The 19,968-nt window shown below is 58.3% G+C and carries 13 protein-coding genes; 7 read left to right on the plus strand and 6 right to left on the minus strand.

Annotated features, from left to right (window positions below; genetic code table 11):
• The first annotated feature begins 12 nt into the window (after positions 1-12).
• The 3 genes from ACR3E7_RS22610 (at position 13) to ACR3E7_RS22620 (ending at position 5,509) form a co-directional block, all read left to right on the plus strand.
• Positions 13-714: a NapC/NirT family cytochrome c gene (locus ACR3E7_RS22610; protein WP_170773426.1), complete on the plus strand. Its 702-nt coding sequence runs from the start codon at positions 13-15 to the stop codon at positions 712-714.
• 13 nt (positions 715-727) lie between these two features.
• Entirely contained in the window at positions 728-985 is a 258-nt protein-coding gene (locus ACR3E7_RS22615) for a hypothetical protein (protein ID WP_170773424.1), read from the plus strand.
• A 501-nt stretch (positions 986-1,486) separates the two neighbouring features.
• A complete protein-coding gene (locus tag ACR3E7_RS22620; RefSeq protein ID WP_480503758.1) occupies positions 1,487-5,509 on the plus strand; it encodes a beta strand repeat-containing protein in 4,023 nt (1,340 codons plus the stop codon).
• A gap of 54 nt (positions 5,510-5,563) precedes the next feature.
• Here ACR3E7_RS22620 and ACR3E7_RS22625 read toward each other — a convergent pair whose 3' ends face one another.
• Positions 5,564-6,976, minus strand: coding sequence for an RtcB family protein (locus tag ACR3E7_RS22625; protein ID WP_237218015.1), 1,413 nt, complete (start codon positions 6,974-6,976; stop codon positions 5,564-5,566).
• Between the two features lie 478 nt (positions 6,977-7,454).
• Entirely contained in the window at positions 7,455-9,011 is a 1,557-nt protein-coding gene (locus tag ACR3E7_RS22630; RefSeq protein WP_480503757.1) for a vWA domain-containing protein, read from the minus strand.
• A 173-nt stretch (positions 9,012-9,184) separates the two neighbouring features.
• Here ACR3E7_RS22630 and rtcR point away from each other — a divergent pair, with 173 nt between their 5' ends.
• The 4 genes from rtcR to ACR3E7_RS22650 all read left to right on the plus strand — a co-directional run bounded on the left by rtcR (position 9,185) and on the right by ACR3E7_RS22650 (position 14,781).
• Positions 9,185-10,762, plus strand: coding sequence for an RNA repair transcriptional activator RtcR (gene rtcR, locus ACR3E7_RS22635; RefSeq protein WP_480503756.1), 1,578 nt, complete (start codon positions 9,185-9,187; stop codon positions 10,760-10,762).
• Positions 10,763-10,915: 153 nt separating this feature from the next.
• Positions 10,916-12,016: a TRAP transporter substrate-binding protein DctP gene (gene dctP, locus ACR3E7_RS22640; RefSeq protein ID WP_480503754.1), complete on the plus strand. Its 1,101-nt coding sequence runs from the start codon at positions 10,916-10,918 to the stop codon at positions 12,014-12,016.
• Between the two features lie 74 nt (positions 12,017-12,090).
• Positions 12,091-13,422, plus strand: coding sequence for a TRAP transporter small permease subunit (locus tag ACR3E7_RS22645; protein WP_170789970.1), 1,332 nt, complete (start codon positions 12,091-12,093; stop codon positions 13,420-13,422).
• A 15-nt stretch (positions 13,423-13,437) separates the two neighbouring features.
• Complete coding sequence (locus ACR3E7_RS22650) at positions 13,438-14,781, plus strand: TRAP transporter large permease (RefSeq protein WP_237215859.1); 1,344 nt, start codon at positions 13,438-13,440, stop codon at positions 14,779-14,781.
• A 79-nt stretch (positions 14,782-14,860) separates the two neighbouring features.
• On the opposite strand, the gene ACR3E7_RS22655 is transcribed toward ACR3E7_RS22650, so the two are convergent.
• The 4 genes from ACR3E7_RS22655 to ACR3E7_RS22670 are packed head-to-tail and all read right to left on the minus strand — an operon-like array spanning position 14,861 to position 19,962.
• On the minus strand, positions 14,861-15,646 hold the full coding sequence (locus ACR3E7_RS22655; protein ID WP_480503752.1) for an oxepin-CoA hydrolase, alternative type: 786 nt from the start codon (positions 15,644-15,646) through the stop codon (positions 14,861-14,863).
• 3 nt (positions 15,647-15,649) lie between these two features.
• Complete coding sequence (locus ACR3E7_RS22660; protein WP_480503750.1) at positions 15,650-16,708, minus strand: acyl-CoA dehydrogenase family protein; 1,059 nt, start codon at positions 16,706-16,708, stop codon at positions 15,650-15,652.
• Between the two features lie 3 nt (positions 16,709-16,711).
• The gene (locus tag ACR3E7_RS22665; RefSeq protein WP_480503749.1) at positions 16,712-17,899 is read right to left on the minus strand and encodes an acyl-CoA dehydrogenase family protein; all 1,188 of its coding nucleotides are present in this window, start codon (positions 17,897-17,899) and stop codon (positions 16,712-16,714) included.
• Between the two features lie 2 nt (positions 17,900-17,901).
• A complete protein-coding gene (locus ACR3E7_RS22670) occupies positions 17,902-19,962 on the minus strand; it encodes a 3-hydroxyacyl-CoA dehydrogenase NAD-binding domain-containing protein (RefSeq protein ID WP_480503748.1) in 2,061 nt (686 codons plus the stop codon).
• Between the last annotated feature and the right edge of the window lie 6 nt (positions 19,963-19,968).

Below are 19,968 nucleotides of genomic sequence, written 5' to 3' on the forward strand. Positions count from 1 at the left end.
AGGAGCACCGAAATGGCAGACTCCCCCGAAAAACGCGGCTGGATCGGCCGCATCTGGAATGCGATCTGGACACCGACCGTTCTGTTCAGCTCGGGCTTTCTGGTGCTGGCAGGGTTTCTGGCCGGTATCCTGTTCTGGGGTGGGTTCCACTGGACCCTGGAACTGACCAATACCGAAGAGTTCTGCACCTCGTGCCACACGATGGAAACGAACCTTGGCGAATACCGCGAGACGATCCACTACAACAACCACTCGGGCGTGCGGGCTATATGTTCGGATTGCCACGTGCCGCATGAGTGGAACCACAAGATCAAAGCCAAGATCATGGCGGTCAAGGATGTCTATCACGAGCTGGCTGGCACCATCGGCACGCCCGAGAAATACGAAGAACATCGACTGAGCATGGCCACCGCCGTGTGGAAAAAGATGAAAGCTTCAGACAGTCGTGAATGCCGCAACTGTCACAACTTCGACTATATGGACTTCACCCTTCAGGAAAATCGTGCGGCGTCCGAGCATCAGCGTGCCATCGACACCGGCATGACCTGTATTGATTGCCACCAGGGGATTGCCCACAGCCTACCACCTGGACATCTGCAGCGGTATCAGGAAATCACCGAAGAGCTGGCTGCTGACGCACCGACACCGCTGGGTCAACAGGTGGCGGACGGAAGTGAAGAAATCCGGTCATTCCTGACCAATCGGTCCGAGTAAAAAGGAGGCAGATATGCTGGAACTTCTGGGAACAATCGGAGCCAACATAATCAGCCTGCCCGGTATATTGGGCCTGGCACTGGGTATGATGACCCGCAACCCCTTGCTTGGCGCGGTGATGGGAGGCGTTGTTGGAGTCGCTGAAACGCTAATCTTTGCGCATTGGTCATTCGCCAATTTCGGAACAGGCGAACTGCTTATCGCAGTGGTCGTCGGGATGTGCGCAGGGGCCTTGGGTTCGGCAATTCGCATCAAGGGCGCTACTGTTTGATGTTTTGACAAACAGGTTTGCCGTAGCAAACTTTGCATTGAACAGTTGAAGGCGGTGCTAAATTGGCGCCGCCTTCTCTTTTCGCGCAAAAGTTGCGCTCGACGAAAACGGCCCACAAACATAGAAAACATCAAACAATCTGACTCATTTTAGCGGATTGTTGAAACACCAGGGCACATAGATACTTCAAAAATTGGTGTCCATTGGGGTGCAACAAGGTTCGGTTTTTGCACAAACGCGCTGAATTTTTATTTCAACGTTTTCCGACGCTTGTTGACCAGAAGATACGATGGGCATCTTGAAGTCGCAATACGAAGACCGCTGTTGCAAAATTGCAATCTGAAAAAATTTTCCAACTAAACACTTTCCACCATTTACGCCCCCAACTCGCATTGGCTACTAATGTTAACATATCGTTAACGAGTTCATCTTTGGGGATATGCAATGAATAGTTGCGCAAAGCAGCACACGCCGGCACGTGTGGCAAGAGGCGGTCGTGTTGTGAAGTGGAAGGGCCGGGTGGCCAGTGTTGCGCCTTCGGTATTCCTGGCCTCGATAGCGGTAAGCGCTTGCGCAACTGTTGCTTCTGCGGATGTTGTCATTTCTGCACCGCAGACGACCCCGGCGGACTTTCTCATCGACGAGGACATAACGATCACCGAAACCGGGGCTGTTAATCTGACCGCGGATTCTGGCCCCGCCGTGCAGATCAACACCGATTACACCAGCGTCTTTACCAATGACGGAACGATCTCAGGCCCCGCCCCCGGAGAACAACTTGGGTTCGGCCTGGAGCTAAATGGAGATCTGGGTGAAACCGGACAGGTTATCAACAACGGGTCGATCGACATTGATATCGACGCCAATGGGTCCGCACTTGGCCTTGGTGTCCTGTTTGACGACGATCTTGCCGGAACATATCAGAACAACGGGACAATCGACGTCAAGGTCAGCAGCGACAATGCCGTCGCATTGGCGATTGGAACTGTGGTCGACGGTGTTGCTCAATCAACGGCGACGATCGAAAACAACGGGGACATACTGGTACAGTCCTCGTCGGTTCCGACTGAAAACGCGGCTGCGGCCGGGTTTCTGTTCGTGAACCCCGCCGAAACAGACATCGACAATGCCGGTACGATCCAAGTCACAGCCCAGACGGGCGAACAGGCCTCGGCCTTCGGCTTTCAGTTTGAAGGAAGCCTGAACGGCAATCTGACCAACTCGGGCACGATCAGCGCTACGGCCACGGACGGGGTGGACGATGTCTATGCCATCGGGGTTGAGGTGATCACCGATGTAAACGGCGACATCAACAACACCGGCACTATCTCAGTTCTGGCCAATGGTTCAGCGGATGACGCGATTGCCTGGGGCATCCATGTCGAAGGCGACCAGAACGGTGCCCTGATCAACTCGGGCACCATCGTCGCAACGGCGCAAACGACCTCGGGCAGCGCTGATGGCGCGGCTGTCTATGTTGAGGGCAACACGGTTGGCAACATCACCAACAGCGGGACGATTGATGCACGCGGCACCGGGACGGCATCTGCCAGCGGAGCGGCTTATTATCTAGGCGGCGATTTCGACGGCGATTTCGAAAACTCGGGCACCATTCTGCTGGCCTCTGACTCCACCGCGTCCGAGGCAGAGACTTTTGGCCTGTTTGTCAGCGGACAAATGGACGGTGATTTCACCAATGGTGGCACGATCACCATAAGCGCCACGGGTAGTTCGGCCGAAGCCCGGGCCCTGACGATCAATGGCGGCTTGATCGGGGAAATTCGCAACACTGGCACGCTTATGATCCAGGTCAACGCTTCCTCCGAGGGATCTGGCACCGGCTTTTACATCCGCAACGGGCTGACCGGGAATTTCGCCAACACCGGCACGCTTCAGATCAATGTGACAAGCGATACCTCCGAGGCAACGGCCTCTGGCCTGCGCGTCTTTGGTGGAATGGACGGTGACATCATCAATGACGGCACAATCACAGTCGAAGCCGAGGGCGATTTCTCGGCCTTTGCGGCGGCTGCCGATATCCGCAACACCCTGACCGGATCAATCACCAACACTGGCACTCTGCGTATTCAGGCCGAAGCGTTTTCGACCGCAACTGCCGGGGGCTATACGATCACTAACGGGATGGTTGGCAGTTTCAGCAACAGCGGTACCCTAATGGTGTCGGCCATTGGCAGCACGAACGAGGCCCGTGCCTTCGGCCTGCGCGCCTTTGGCGGGGTCGATGGGGACATCACGAACTCTGGCACGATTGCCGCTCAAACCAGTGCGGCGCAAACATCGGTGGCTACAGGCTTTATTGTCGGCGGGCCGTTTGACGGTAACTTCCTGAACACCCAGACAATTACGGCAATGGCCGAAGCCAGCACCGGGTCGGCCCGCGCCCATGCCCTGGACATCACTAGCACCTCGACAGGACAGATCGAAAACAGTGGCACACTGAACGTGCGGGCCGAAGGATCGACCAACGCCTTTGCATCCGCCATCGATATCAGCGGCGGCTTGAATGGCGACTTTGTCAATTCCGGCACCGTCCGCGCCGAAGCGGACAATCTGTCCGGTGGCTCCTCGGCCTCTGCTTTCGGGGCGTTTATTGCCAACGGCATGACCGGAAATATTGAAAACTCGGGCACGCTTACTGTTGAAACCAACGGACAAACTCTGGGTGTCGCTGCCGGGGTTTTCGTGACCAATAATGGGTTGGACGGAGATTTCACCAACTCAGGCACAATCATGGCCCATGGATCAGCCGAAACCGGCGACGGTCGCGCCTTTGGTCTGCTTGTGAATGGCGGCATTGATGGCGTGCTGACCAACAACGGCACCCTGATTGCCGAAGCCTCGGCCCTTTCTTCGGCCCGTGCAACTGGCATTGTCGCGAATGGTGGACTGACGGGAAGTTTTGCCAATTCGGGTACGATCTCGACCACGGCGATTTCAGAAACCGATGAAGCGCTGTCGCAGGGTATTTTCACGGGCAACAGCAGCGATGCAGCCGCAAGTAATACCGGCAATGTCTCTGCGTCTGCCACCGGCGCATTGGGTGCAACGGCGCAGGCGTTGTCTCTGGGCGGGGTCTACAATGACGCAGTCACCAACTCGGGCCAGTTGACGGCAGTCGCCGCTATCGCAAACGGAACCGGTGATGCCGACGCCAGTGGTGTGTTTATTGCCGATTTGCAGGGCACATTCGCCAATACTGGCGTGATCAATGTCGCTGCTTCGGGCGGCGACACGTCCGAGGCCTTTGGTCTGAACATCCAGAATTTCGACGGCGAGATTACCGAGGTTGGCTCTATCTCGGCGCGTTCGGACACAGATGATGCCTATGCCATCTTCTTGGGCTCGGGAACCGGGACGCTGAATCTGGACACTCAGGACAATGTCGACGGCTTGATCCGCGTTCAGGATCATCAGGTCAATCTGTTCGCCCAAGGCGGCAGCTCGGTGTTCTTTTTCGAAGATGCTGCGCCAGGAACAGAGGATTTCAACACGATTGTCTCGGACGGCCGGTCGGGATGGTTCGTGCAGGATGAAGGTGGCCCGGCACCGGTCTATGCCGCTGTCGACCCGGCCGAAATTCTGACATCGGCCGATATCGTAGCCTATTACGGCACTCTCATCGGCAGCTCGAACGGCGCGCTGCGCTATGAGGCTGCGCAGGTCACACGCAATGCAGAAACCGGCAATGTCTCGGGCCTGAGCATTGGCGGCTTCCGTCCTTATGTGCATCTCGACGCGGCCTCACGCCGGTTCGAGAATGTGCCGGGCATTGATACGGATGTCACGGCGATCAACGGTAGCGTCGGCTTTTCGGGACAGTTGGACAATGGCACCGCGCTGGCCTTTGGGCTGGGCGTGTTCCGCACGGATGGCGACACCGACACCACCGATTTTGACACGGACGGCTTTTATATCGACTCTTCGATCGGACGTCAGATCGGCGCCTATACGGTTGAGGCCGGGCTGGGCTATGGCTGGCTGTCCACCGACCGCACGCGCGAGATTTCGGGCAGTGCTGATGCGGATGCCGATTTCGACAGCACCTTGCTGACGGTCTACGCCGGTGTCGAGCGGGATTTCGAGACCACAGGCACCATCGGCCTGACCGGTTTTGGCGACCTCCGCTATACCCGGCAAGAGGATGACAGCTACACCGAAACCGGCTCATCTGCGAACGCGGCCGTGGACGACGCCACAACTGGCGTGATTGAGGTCCGCTTGGGTGTCGAAGCCTCCAAGGCTCTGAACACAGGCGGCGTGTTGGTCGGTCAGCTTTCCGGCGTTGTCCGGCAGGGTCTGGGCGACTCGGATGCGGATGTCACTGTCTTTGGCTCAACCCAAAGCCTCAGCTTTGCGGCCACCGACTTCTCGGGCGGGAGTGTTCTGATTGGATATGAGCATGAGTTCATCCCCAACATGCAGTTCGAGGCCAACGCCTCGCACGAGGTTGGCAGCGATGCGCAGGGACCGAATTTCCTTGCGGGCATTCGCTGGTCGTTCTGAGGAACCGATCTTAAAGAACAAGGGCCGAAGTGGTTGAACACTTCGGCCCTTGCTTTAGCGGCGGCCTTTCTTCCTGTTCATCCAGAAAGGCGGCACATCACCTGCCATGATACAGCCGTAGGGGTCGATATAATCCTCGATTTCGGCCAGATCATAGGATTTGATCTGCGCTACAACACTGTCCGCACTTTTGTAGCTGGACGGCAGTTCCGAGGCGTCCACACCGCCGGCATGGAAGCGAATATCCAGACCTTCGGTTTCCGCCTTCAACATCTCATCCGGCGTAACAGACCCCATCCGGCGCTTATGTTCGGAACGCGAGAAATTCCGCCCCGCCCCATGTGGGCTGAAGCCCAGACCGTGACCCGCATCCTTGCCGCGCACGACCAGAACCGGCTCGGACATGTTCAGCGGGATCAGGGTCAGCCCGGTCGCATCAGCGGCATAGTCACCCCACGCCGGGGTTGCGCCCTTGCCGTGATAGAACAGATCGCCCCGTTTGAAGACGAAGTTATGTTCGTTCCAATACCGGTCCCCGACATCGCCCACTCGCGCGGCCTCAACCGTTGCCTGATGGATCGCGTTGTGGTTGGCCTTGGTCCATTTGCGGATCAGTTGCAGTGCATCCCAATAGTCGCGCCCTTCCTGCGTGTCAGCTGGAATCCAGGCGTTTTGCTTCGGCGTACCCGGCGACAGCTCCTTGCGGAAGCGATGCGCGACGGTCATGCCGTTCTTATACAGAACAGCCCCCGGCCCGCGCGAACCGTGATGGGTCACAATCGCCGTCCGCCCGGTTTTGCGCGACCGGCCGACAAACAGGAAATGGTTCCCGTCGCCTTGCGTCCCCATATGCTCTTGCGCCATACGTAGCGATTTCGGGTTGTCCAGAAACGGATTTTCACGGAACGCGTCCAGCAGTTTCAGCGAGGTTGTGAAGCGCTTGCCCTGCGGCCGACCACCCGGTCCGAAATGCGTCACCGACTGCGCCGCATCCAGCACGGCCTTTGGGTCGGCATTCCCCAGATCGGTGATCATGACCGAGCAGCAAATGTCGGCCGAATGCATCCCAGGATGGATCGCATTGCGCGCCGCCGCGACGCCGCCAACCGGGATCGTGCCGACCGGACCGGCCGGACAGGCATCGGGCATAATCGCCCCGGCCTCAATCGTCGGGGTCCGCATCAGCGCGGTCATCGTTTCGCGGACTTTCTCGACGTTGTCCTCCTCATCCGGATCGCTGGCGTCGATATTTTCGTGAAACGGCACCTCACCGGGCGCGCGCAGATCCAGCGTAGGCGGAGTCGGAAGGATCTCACCCTCCAGCTCCTGCCGGATGCGCACCAGACCGAAGCCTTCGGCCCGCATCTCATTCGCGCGCGCCAGCAGGGCGGGGAATTGCTTGCCAGGGCGATGCCCCCAGTCTTTCAGATGTTCACCCGTTACGGGATCAAATGTGTTTTCCATCATCATATTCACTCAAATTCAGGCCCCGGCGACAGGTGGGGAAGAAACAGTTCGGGAGGCCCGCCCCGCATCTGAATGGGCGGATGCGTTTGCCGTCCGGGCGCCGGCACGGAGGGGAGTTGAACCCGCTCGACCTGTCCCTGAGGTGCCATGTAGTTCCTTCGGCATTCGCCGGGGGTGTCCTTTCGTTTTGGGTCTCGACGACAAGAGTTTGGTGAAACGCCCTGCTCTACCCAACTGAGCTACCGTCCGTCCCCCGTGGGGCTCGGACGAGCGGGATTCGAACCCGCGACCTGGAGATTAACAATCTGTAGTTCCACCGGCATTCGCCGAGACATGTCCTTTCGTTCGGGTCAGGCAGACAAGGGGTGATGAGACCACGCCCTGGTCAGGGCGCGGATCGGTAACAGCGATGTAGTCCCACCGGCATTCTGCCTGATGTTGTTCTGATGGCCGGGGCAGCGCACCGCCCGAGCCTTGTTTATACGTCGATCTTTTCGATCTCAGCGACCCAATGATCCGGGCCGGTTTGACCGCTGGCAAATGCCGCGATCTGGTCAAAGACCGCATCCGAGAACCCGCCGACATTCAACACATCGGCACGTGTCTGCGCCTGCGTGGTCCCGTATGGGGCGATGTCGATGCAGACCAGCTTGGCCTTCGGGTTGCGACGCTTGATCACCTCCCATTCCTTTAACATCGCTGTGCCTTGTCCACCGTTCCGGGCATCCACCCAGGACTGGTTATCGGATACGAACACCACCAGATCCGGCGCGCGGCCGCGCTTGTTCAGCCAGGCCAGCGGCGCGGAACAGTTCGTCCCGCCACCGGCCAGTGCGGCCAGACGCTCGGCATTGGTCAGGATCGTGTCGCGCGGTTCCAGACGCACATCACGCACATCGAAATCGAACGGCAACACCTGACACCCACGGTTCACCCGTTGGAAGGACGCCGCCACCAACGCCGCCACATCCACATGCCGCACGGCCGAGGTCGCCCCCGGACGATACCCGGTCACGGACCACGTCATCGACCCTGACACGTCTGGGCACACAACCACCTGCCCCGCAACCTGCGGAACGTTCTGCGCGGCGATCTCCATCGCGTCGTGCAGCGCGTCCACGATCAGGCGCGGCATATCCGGCGCCACGTTCTGCGCGGCCACCATCAACTGGTACGGAAAGGCCCGTGCCTTGGCGATGGCTTTTGGGTCGCGCAGCAAAGCAGCCACGTGATCCACGTTGCGGGACACGTCGAAAACGCCGTGACGCTGGAATGTGTTCAGGTTCTGACGAACCATCTGCCACGAGCCCTTGCGCGCAATCCGCGCCCATTGGACCTGCGTCAGTTCCAGTTGCGTCAGCATCTGGAACGGCACGTCCGGCAACGGACCCTTGCCGGTTTCCCGAAACGCGATCCAATCCCTCAGGGCCTGCGGCAGCCGTGCCAGATTGCACGGCCGCCCGACGATCCAGGCAAACAGCGCCTCCCGCTCGGCCGAGGCCGGTTTCGGGTGCACCATCTTGATCACGTCCGCCAAAGACGGGTCATTCCCGATATTGGCATTCAGCAGCGCCCGGTCAGAGGCGGTGTTCAACCAGGTCTGGACCATCGCTTTCGGTGCAGACCCCAGAGACTTACGCCCCGTTTGACCCGACCGGACAACCTGCACGAACGTGCGCAGCATCTTGCCGTTATCGACCACACGGGCGAAAGCCGCCCGAAACAGGACCGGATCACGCCGGGCCAAAACAGCCAACAAGACAGCAGGCATGTCCTTCATGTACCCCGACTGGCGGGCATAGATCGCAGCCTGCGCCAAGTACTTTGGCTCAACGGTCTCAGCCACATCCAGAACGTATTCCAACTCTTCCTGCGGCGACTGATAGAACATGCCGCCAAATGTTCCCGTCACGGCGACCTGCGCCAGAGCATGGGCATCTGAATATGCAAAAGCCGGCGCGCCATGGGCGTTCTTCGCAGTTGCTTTCGGCAGCAACCGGCCTTTCAACGATGCAAACACGGATTTGTTCGCCATTTTCCTATCCTCGTTTTGTCTTGAGGATGTTTTCTCATGGTCCAGCTAAAGCGCAGAGAAAAAAGTGAAAATAGTATAAGCTGTTGTTTATAATATAGTAATCGGCGATTTGCGATACGCGTAAACTCGCGATATTATACTTTTGTATCTTATATTATAGAATTGGATATATCGTGAAGAATGTGGTCATCGGGTTTCTTGGCACGCAGCTGGATATGGGCAAAAAACGGCGCTGGAAGCCGACGCCCAGCCTGACATCGCATGATCATTTTCCTGTGCATCGGCTCGAATTGTTGCACGACCGCAAGTTCAACCGGCTTGCCCATCAGGTCAAACATGAGATCGCCGAGATATCGCCCGAGACCGAGGTCCTGCTGCAACAGATGGATTTGGATGACCCATGGGACTTCCAAGAGGTCTACGGCAAGCTGTTTGACTTTGCCCGCGCCTATGGCTTTGACGAAGATCGCGAGCAGTATCATGTGCACCTGACCACCGGGACGCATGTGGCGCAAATCTGCTGGTTCCTACTGACAGAAAGTCGCCATGTCCCGGCGCGGCTGATCCAAACCGGCCCGCCCGGCCCGGAGGATCCAACCCCGAAATTCGATGTCATTGATCTGGACCTGAGCCGCTACAATGCCCTTCAACAACGGTTCGACCAGCTTTCGCGTGAATATAGCGATCAGTTAAAAGGCGGGATCGAAACACGAAACGCGCAATATAACACCTTGATCGACCGGATTGAGTTGGTTGCGAGCAATTCCGACGAACCGATCCTGCTGCTGGGCGAGACCGGGACCGGCAAGACGGAATTGGCTCAGCGGATTTACAACCTCAAACTGGATCGACGCAGGGTCAAGGGACGACTAGTCCATGTCAATTGTGCCACGCTCAACGGCCCTGATGCGCTGGCCACCCTGTTCGGCCAGCGACGCAGCTATCTGGGGCAGGCCGGGACCGAACGTGGCGGGCTGCTGCGTGAAGCAGATGGCGGCGTCCTGTTTCTGGACGAAGTTGATGAATTAGGCTGGTCCGAGCAATCCATCTTGCTCAGCGCGATCGAGACCGGACGGTTTTACCCACTTGGATCGGATCACGAGGTGTCCAGCCGGTTTCAGGTCATCGCAGGTGCCAGCCACGATTTGCGCGCGTTGACGGCCGAGGGACGTTTTCGCCCTGACTTGCTTGCCCGCCTGAGCATGTGGAACTTCAGATTGCCCGCCCTGCGCGACCGGCGTGAGGATATCGAGGCCAACCTTCACTATGAACTCGCACGGTCGGAGCGCAGCCTGGGCATTCAGGTCGGCTTCAACATCGACGCGCGCGAGAAGTTCATACAGTTCGCCACCAACCCATCGACCCATTGGCCGGGCAATTTCCGCGACTTCAGCGGATTGGTGAAACGCCTCTGCACACTGGCCCCGCGGGGCCGGATCACCCGAACAATGGTCGAGGATGAGACAGCCGCGCTGCAACAAGATTGGGCATCCTCGACCTCAGACAGCGACGAGACGCTGGTGCGCGGTATTTTGGGATCAGCCACGCGTGACATTGATCCTTTCGACCTGGTGCAATTGGCGAACGTCATCCGAACATGTCAACGCACGCCCAATCTCAGCGCGGCGGGTCGGGCGTTGTTTTCGGTCTCACGGGAAAAGCGCAGCACGCAGAACGATGCGGATAGGCTGCGGAAATACCTGCAGAAATTCAACCTCGACTGGCACAAACTAACCGTCCCCAGCCAATAGTCAGCCAGTATTTTTTCGCTGGAGCCATCACGGAACGGTGAGAGATTTCTAAATTGGAAAAAAAATATTACCAATTCCTAAAGTCTCCTCTATGCTCTCTAGCTATCAGCATGTTTTCGGCGAAAGCATGGTGATGATCTATGGGAGGATCAAATGACCAATAAACTGATTACACGCCGCAGCGCGTTTCGCACCCTTGCCGGTGCCGGGGCGGCAACTTTCGCTGCACCGCATATCGCCACCGCAGCAGGTGAGACCACAACTTGGAAGATCCAGACATCCTGGCCCGGCGGAATCGGGTTGCAGACCTTCAAAGACTGGTGCGCCACGATCGAAGAAAAAACCGGCGGTGAGCTGGCCTTCCAGGCCTTTGGTGCCAATGACGTGGTTGGGGATTTCCAATTGGCAGATGCGGTGAAAAATGGCGTGCTTGATGCCATCAACCCGTTCACCATCTACTATCAGGGCATCATTCCCGCCGCCGTGTTCCTCAGCTCGTACCCGCTGGGTCTGCGCCAACCGCATGAATACGACACCTTCTACTATGGCCTGGGCGGGATCGATATCGCACGCGAGCTGCTAGGCCGTCAGGGTCTGCACTTTGTCGGACCGGTGCATCACGGACCGAACATCATCCACTCGAAAGTTCCGATCCGGTCGGTTGACGACTTCGCGGGCCGTAAAATGCGCCTGCCGGGCGGTATGGTGGCCGAGGTATTCTCGGAGCTGGGCGCTGAAACAACCGTTCTGCCGGGCTCGGAAATCTTCCCGGCGCTGGAAAAAGGCACTATCGACGTGGCAGACTTTGTGGGTCCGGCCGTGAACCACGCCTTGGGCTTCAGTCAGGTGACGGACTATATTGTGATGGGTCCTCCGGGCTTCATGTCGGTCTATCAGCCGGTCGACATCATGGACATCACCGTGGGCAAGGCCGCATGGGACAAACTGAGCCCGCAGATGCAGGAATTCGTGGAAATGGAAACTCACGTCTATTCCGATCTGCATCACGCCGCCATTCAGGCCGCCGACCAGGAAGCCTGGAAAAAGTTCGAAGCAGAAGGCACCGAAATCACACGCTTGTCTCAGGACGATGTCGAGCTGATGACCGAAGTCGCCGTGCCAATCTGGTTCAAATATGCCAACCGCGACAAAGACGCGGCGCGTGTCTTCAAGATCCAACTTGACTACATGATGTCGGGTTCCTTGGGCTATGTGACGCCTGAAATGATCGAAGGCTATACACTGGACCTGTAATCCGCTGAAGCCTAATCAAAAGTCCGCGCGAATTTCGCGCGGACGTGCCTTTTCTTTGGAATTCGGAACGTACTATGCCGAGCGTCGATTTCACGCTGCCGCACTGGCTATACTGGGTCGGGCTAATCGCTTTCCCGGCCCTGGCCATGGTGCTGGCGCGCAAAGCCCAACCTGAACAGCGCACCTATGGGTTGCCGCTGGGCTATCTGATCCTTGTCACTGGGGGAATGCTGGGTCTGCACCGCTTCTACCTGCGCAGCCTGCTGGGGTTGGTCTATCTACCGGTCTTCCTGCTGATCCTGTTCGCCAATGGCGAAGAGCGTACGGCCCGCAACGAATTCTCGAACGCGGTCAATATCGTCCGTCAGGCCGAACGCACGATCACGCGCGAAACCGAACGGGTCGCCACTGCCGAAGAAGGGCTGGAAGATCTGCGCGCCGCCGCTGAGGCCGCGCAAAATGGCACTGCGCTGCAAAAACGCCGGGCAGAACGCGCTTTGGATCGGGCGGAAAAAGCTATTGAGACCGGGCGCGAACGGCTTGCGGAATCCGAGGCAGCGCTAGCTGAGGCGCAACCGCTGGCCGAAATTGCCGGTGCTGATCGTGCCTTCTGGAGCTCGGTAGCGCGCTATGCGTTCTTCACGATCCTCGCCTTCTTGGCGATTGATGCGCTGATGCTGCCGCGCCTTGTGGCCAGTGCGCGCGTCAAGGCGGCTGCGGATCCACATGAGCCCGAGATGGAGATCGACGAAGAAACCGCAGCCCGCGCGGCGGAAATGGACCCCGGTGCCCGTAAGGCTGATCAGGATTATGCCGAGAACTGGATTGACCGCCTGTCTCTCTATGCAGGTGAGTTCGTCAGCTATTGGGCCGTGATTGCCGTATTCGTCTATTACTACGAAGTGATCGTCCGCTACGTGTTCAACGCCCCTACCAACTGGGCGCATGAATCCATGTATCTGATGTTCGGGATGCAGTACCTGATCGCCGGGTCCTATGCGATGCTGACCGAAAGCCATGTGCGTGTGGACATCTTCTATGCACCGCTGACCAAGCCGAAGCGCGCGTGGGCGGACCTGTTCACTTCGATTTTCTTCTTCATCTTCGCCGGAACCCTCCTGGTGACATCCTACATCTTCGCGATGGACGCGATTGCCGTTCCGACCGGTAACTCCGTCGTCTCAGACTGGGCGCGGGGCGAGATGAGCTTCTTCCAGATGTTCGGCGCACTGACCTTCGGCGACTGGACCGATCCGAACATCCGCTGGGGCGAAATCAGCTTTAACGAATGGGAAATCCCGCTTTGGCCAATGAAATGGATGATGGTCGTGGGCGCGGTTCTGTTGATTTTGCAAGGGGTGTCGAAACTATCCAAAGACATCCGAACGATTGCACGGGGGTACTGACCGATGGGTCTTGATATGTCCATCGAGCTGTTGACGCTCGTAATGTTCGGCTCGCTGCTGGTTCTGCTAATGGCAGGCCTCCCGCTGGCCTTTGTGACCGGAGGCCTGGCCTGTGTGTTTCTGTTCGTTCTGGGGGATGCGCGTGCGCTGAATATCGTACCCAGCCGGATTTTCCCGCTGATGACGAACTATCAGCTATCCGCCATTCCCTTGTTCATCTTCATGGCGTCAATGCTGGAACGGGCCGGGATCATCAACGATATGTTCGATGTGATCTACAAGGTGCTTGGCGGTCTGAAAGGCGGCCTTGCTGCGGCGACGATTATTGCGTCGACCGTTCTGGCGGCTATGGTCGGTGTGATCGGCGCAGCTGTGGTGACAATGGGGATCATTGCCCTGCCCGCCATGTTGAAACGCGGCTATGACACCAAGATCGCTATGGGTTCGATCATGGCCGGGGGGACATTGGGCATCCTGATCCCACCTTCCATTCTAGCCATCATCTACGCGGTTGTTGCCGAACAATCGGTGGGGGAGCTGTTCATCGGCGCGGTCATTCCCGGCCTGATGTTGTCGGGCATGTACATCATCTACGTGGTGGTTCGGTCCTATATCAATCCGGTCCTTGGCCCGCCAATCCCGGTTGACGAGCGCATCTCGAACCGAGAAAAAATGCGCCTGCTGGGCAAAATGTCCGCTCCGATTGCGCTGATCGTGATTGTTCTGGGCGTGATCTTCTCGGGCGTTGCAACCCCGGTTGAGGCGGCGGGTATCGGCACCTTTGGTGCCTTCATCGTAGCGGCGATCCACAACAAGCTGGACTGGCCCACCGTACGCGAGGCATGTCTGACCACTCTGAAAGCCTCGGCCATGGTGATCTGGATCATGTTCGGCGCCACGATCTTTGTGGGTCTCTACGTGTTGGAGGGTGGACAGCAATTCGTGCAGGAAACCATGCAAGGCGCAGGTCTGGGGCCCTGGGGTATCCTGATCGTCATGCAAATCCTGCTGGTGGTGCTGGGGATGTTCCTGGACTGGGTCGGCATCCTGTTGCTGTGCGTTCCGATCTTTGTGCCGATCATCAAGGCGCTGGGGGCTGCGGCCTTTGGCTTTGATGACCCTAACGATCTCGTGCTGTGGTTTGGCGTGCTCTATCTGGTAAACATGCAGATGAGCTTCCTGTCGCCGCCCTTCGGGTATGCGCTGTTCTATCTGCGCGGCGTGGCCCCACCGTCGATTCCGATGACGGATATCTTCAAGGCGGCGCTGCCCTTCCTGTTCCTGCAGATTGTCGGATTGGTCATCTGTATGATGTTCCCGTGGGTTGTGACGTGGTTACCCAATATCGTCTACGGGTAGACAAAATAACGGGCGGGGAATTCTCCCGCCCGTTTTCGTTTGACCGTTCTGTCGGTCTCTGCCGCCATTTTCTATTGGTTCAGTTCGTGAAGTCCGGCTTACGCTTTTCCTCAAACGCACGGATGCCTTCCAGCGCTTCGTCCCGGCCCAGAGCAAGGCCCATCTCCCGGCGTTCGCGTAGCAGATGTGCCTCAAACTCGGCCGTATCGGGGGCAGAGAGCAGCGCCTTGATCGCCGCCTGCGCCTCTGGCGGTCCCGAGACCAGATCCCGTGCTAGCTCCAATGCCTGTTTCAACGCCGAACCGGGTACAACCACCCGGTTCACGACACCTACGTCATACATGCGCGGGGCAAGAACTGGCCTGCCGGTCAGGCACATCTCGGTTGCAAGCTGACGTGGCAAGTTCATGGTCAGGAATCCCGAACCACCCCCATCAGGCACTAGCCCCGCTTTGACATAGGCCAGCGTGAACTTTGCATCTTCCGCGGCAACGATCATGTCGCAGGCAAATGCCAATGAAGCACCCGCCCCTGCAGCCCCCCCTTCCACAGCCGCAATCACCGGGACAGGGCACGCTCGGATGGCCCGGATCATGCGGTGCAGGTATTCAATCTGTGCCTCACGCTCCGGCAGGATCATTTCGCGACGGGACTTGAGCATCCGCAAATCGCCCCCGGCAGAAAAAAACCCGCCGGCACCCGTGATCACCACGGCGCGGACGCCGGTTTCAGCTGCGGTAGCGTCGCGCAGCGCTGACTCAACCGGTTCATAGACCAGACGCGACAAAACATTGCGCCGTGCCGGTTCATTGATGGTGATGATCAGCACCGCATCGCGAGTTTCGAACAAAACAGCCTCGCTCATGGATCAGCTCTCCATGACACGGTGCAATTGCGCATAGTGATCGCCCAATTGGTGGTCGATCATCATCAATCGTTTGGCGTAGTGCGAGCCGGGATATTCCCAGGTCATTCCGATCCCTCCGTGAAGCTGAATGCATTCTTCTGCAATCATCGTACCTGCGCGTCCGATCAAGTTCTTGGCCATTGCGATATACTTCGCCTCGGCATCGGAGCCCAGTTTACTTGCTGCCAGAATAGTGATCGAGCGGCATTGCTCCATCTCGATGGCCATATCGACCGTGCGATGCTGCAACGCCTGAAAACTGGCGATCGGTCGCCCGAACTGCGTGCGCTGCTTGAGGTAATCGACCGTCATGTTGACCAACACCTCCATCACGCCCACAGCCTCGGCACACAGCGCCAACCGACCCGCGTTCAGGGCGGATTCAATGATGTCACCAGCATTCTCACTCAGGCAAATGGCGGTTGCGCTGTCGAGGATCAATTCCCCTGCTCCACCGCCGTCAATCATCGCATAGTCGACGGTTTCAGGATTTTCGACCAGAAACAGGCCAAGCCCCTCATCAAGGCGTGCTGCGACCAGCACGCCATCTGCCCCAGGCAATCCATAGACCACCGATTTACGACCATTCAGCACCCAGTGATCGCGGGATTTGTCTGCGCTGGTGCGGATCAACGCCAGACTGTCCGCATCCGGTTCAAACACAGCCAAAGCAATCCGCTTTCCACCTGTGACCAACTCTTCAACCAAGGCTGTAGCACCACAATCGGCGGCGGCGCGAGCCGACATCAACGCGGTCAGCATCGGCTCGGGGCACAGACCACGGCCCAGCTCCTCAAATATGGTTGTGATGTCGAAACCTGTGCCGCCAAAGCCGCCTTGCTGTTCCGGGACAAAGGCACCGATCAGGCCCAATTCGGAGAGTTCAGCCCATTTGGCCGGGGAATGGAACGGCGCAGCGTCCAGCACGCCGTAGCGGGTGTCGAAATCATACTGATCCGCCAGATAGCGCCTCACCGTGTCCGACAACATCTGCCTGTCTTCGGTTAAGTTGAAATCCATAGGTCAGCCTCCAAACAGGTCTTTGGCAATGATGTTGCGCTGAATTTCGTTCGATCCACCGAAGATCGAGAGTTTTCGATTGTTGAAATAGCTCGCCGCCGCACGCCGGGCGTCTTCGGGCACCGTCACCGCGTTTTCGGGCAGATCTTCAACGGGGAACGGCGCGGCGGCTGCCCCCAGGGCAGTGCGCGTCAAGCTGAGTATCCGCTGCCGGATCACCGTGCCTTTGATCTTCAGCATCGAACTTTGCGTACCCGAGGCCGCGCCTTCCTTGGCTGCCGACAACATCCGCAGGTTCGTCACGCGCAACGCCTCCAAATCAATCTCGACCTCGGCCATTTCGGCGGCGAACAACGGATCCTGCGCCAAGGGCCTGCCCGCGCGCACCAGCATCTGCGACAAGTCCTTGAGCTTTTCCAGATCGCGGGTCGAGAACCCGACACCCGCGATATTGGTCCGCTCATGCGTCAGCAGATATTTGGCGATGGTCCAACCTTTGTTCTCTTCACCGACCAGATTTTCCACCGGCACCCGTACTTCGGTGAAAAAGACCTCGTTCACCTCATGCCCGCCTTCCAACAGTTTGATCGGGCGCAGCTCAACGCCGGGGGCGTCCATATCGACCAAAACAAAGCTGATGCCTTCCTGCGGCTTGCCCTCGGTCGACGTGCGCACAAGGCAGAAGATCTTGTTGGCGTGTTGACCCAGCGTGGTCCAGGTTTTTTGACCGTTGATGACGTAGTCACCCCCGTCCCGCACCGCGCGAGTTTTCAGGCTGGCCAGATCCGAGCCAGCGCCCGGCTCTGAATAGCCCTGACACCACCAGTCTGAGCCATCCAGAATACGTGGCAGAATCTCAGCCCTTTGCTTATTGGTGCCGAATTTGATCAGCACCGGCCCCAGCATATTGAGGCCAAAGGGCACGATGCGCGGGGCGTTGGCGAGGGCGCATTCTTCGTCAAAAATATGCCGCTCAACCGCGCCCCAGCCGGGGCCGCCATATTCGGTGGGCCAGGTCACAGCAAGCCAGCCCCGCGCATTCAGCCGGGCATGCCAACCTTCCATTTCCTCTTTGGTCAGACTTTCCGAGTTACGGCCTTTTCGGACCAGCTCCGGGCTCAGGTTTTCCGACAGAAAGGCGCGGACTTCAGCGCGAAAAGCCTCTTCTTCGGGGGTGAAACTCAGGTCCATGCTCAGCCCTCTTTGTTGAGGTCGTTGAAGGTTTTGCCCGCCTCGACCAGTTCGCGCAGCAGGGCGGGCACCTGCCAATAATAGGGGTCTTCCTGCGCATATTGTTCGATCCGCTGCACGATGACAGCCAACCCGGTGATGTCAGCATATTGCAGCGGACCGCCCCAGTGGCGCGGGAAACCGTAGCCAAACAGAAAGACCGCATCCACGTCGATCGGGCGCAGTGCGATCTTGTCTTCGACCACCCGCGCGGCCTCGGACACCATCGCGGCCATATAACGATCCACAATTTCGGCATCGGTAAAACTGCGGGCAGTGATACCCTTAGCCTCCCGCTCGGCCTGTGCGAATTCCGCCACGGCCGGGTTCACGCTGCGATTTTTGCCGTCGTAGATATAGAAACCCTTGCCGCTTTTGCGCCCGAACCAACCCTGTTCACACACTCGGTCGGCAATCTCGACATAGCGCTCTTCGTCCGGACGGAACTCGGCCTGACGTTTGCGCGTGGCCCATCCGATGTCCTGCCCCGCCAGATCGGACACGGCGAACGGCCCCATGGCAAAGCCGAAATCTTCGAGTGCAGCGTCGATCTGTTCGAACGGTGCTCCGTCCAGCTGCATATAGGCCGAGGACTTGCGATAATGTGCCAGAATGCGGTTTCCTATGAAGCCATCACACACCGCAGATCGGACCGCGACCTTGCGCAATTTCTTCGCCAGCCTGAAGCTGGTCGCCACGATCTCGGGGGCCGTGTCTTTGCCGACGACAACCTCCAGCAATCGCATCACATGCGCGGGCGAGAAGAAATGCAACCCGATCACGTCCTGCGGTCGGTTGGTCGAGGCCGCAATTTCATTCACATCCAGATACGAGGTGTTGGTCGCCAGAATAGCACCTTGTTTGCAAATATGATCCAGCTTGCCAAAGACCTCGCGCTTGACATCCATGGATTCAAATACCGCTTCGATCACCACATCTACATCGGCAAGCGCGGACATATCGGTGGTGCAAGTCAGTTTCGCCAGCGTCGCATCGCGCTGTTCCGCGTTCAGCTTGCCGCGTTTCACAGCACCCTCGAGGTTCTTGGTGATCGTATCGCGCGCGAAGGCCACGCGGTCCTCTTCCATCTCGATGAGAGTGACCGGCATCCCGGCCAGAAGCATCGCAGTGGCAATGCCCGACCCCATGGTACCGCCGCCGATCACCCCACCGGTTTGCAAATCGCGCGCCTCGGCCTTGGATTCGGGGATATGAGAAACGGCCCGTTCGGCAAAAAAGGCATGTTTCAGGCCCTTGTGGGCATTGCTCGCCATAGCCTCGGTGAATAGACGCCGCTCTTCTTTTAGTCCATCAGACAGCGGCAAATTGCTGGCCTCGGCCGCTTTCAAGGCGCGTTCCGCGACCTCGCCCCTTGTCTTTGCGCGGAAGGCGTCCAGATCGTCAGTGGTTATGCGGTTATCCAGATGCGCCGTTACTCGTGGTGTAAGCGCGCCGTCCAAAACCTGTCGACCGGCGGCCAGAGCGACCTTGGCCGGGTCGCCATCTTGCAGATCATCCAACAGTCCGGCCTCTAAGGCGGTCTCGGCGGAAATCGGTTTCCCCGAGGTGATCATGGTCAGCGCGGTCATCCCTTCGACCAGCCGCGGCAGGCGCTGCGTGCCGCCAGCACCGGGCAGAAGACCCAGATTGACCTCTGGCAGACCCAACTTAAGACCCTTGATCCCGACCCGTGCCTGACAGCTCAGCGCGATTTCAAGACCGCCGCCCAAAGTCGTGCCGTGCAATACGCAAACAATGGGCTTGGCGCTGCCCTCAAGGATTTCGCAAACTTCAGGCAGCATAGGCTGTTTCGGAGGTTGGCCGAATTCCCGAATGTCGGCGCCCGCGACAAAGGTGCGGCCCGCCGCATAAAGCGCGATGACCTTGACGCGTTCATCCCCCTCCAGCGCGCGCACCGCATTCACCAACCCGATGCGCACATCAATCCCCGCCGCATTGACTGGCGGGTTGTCGATTTTCACCAGCGCAACCTGACCTTCGAGTTTTGTTTCAACCGCTGCCATAAAAAC

This window comes from Ruegeria sp. BK1, assembly GCF_056535645.1.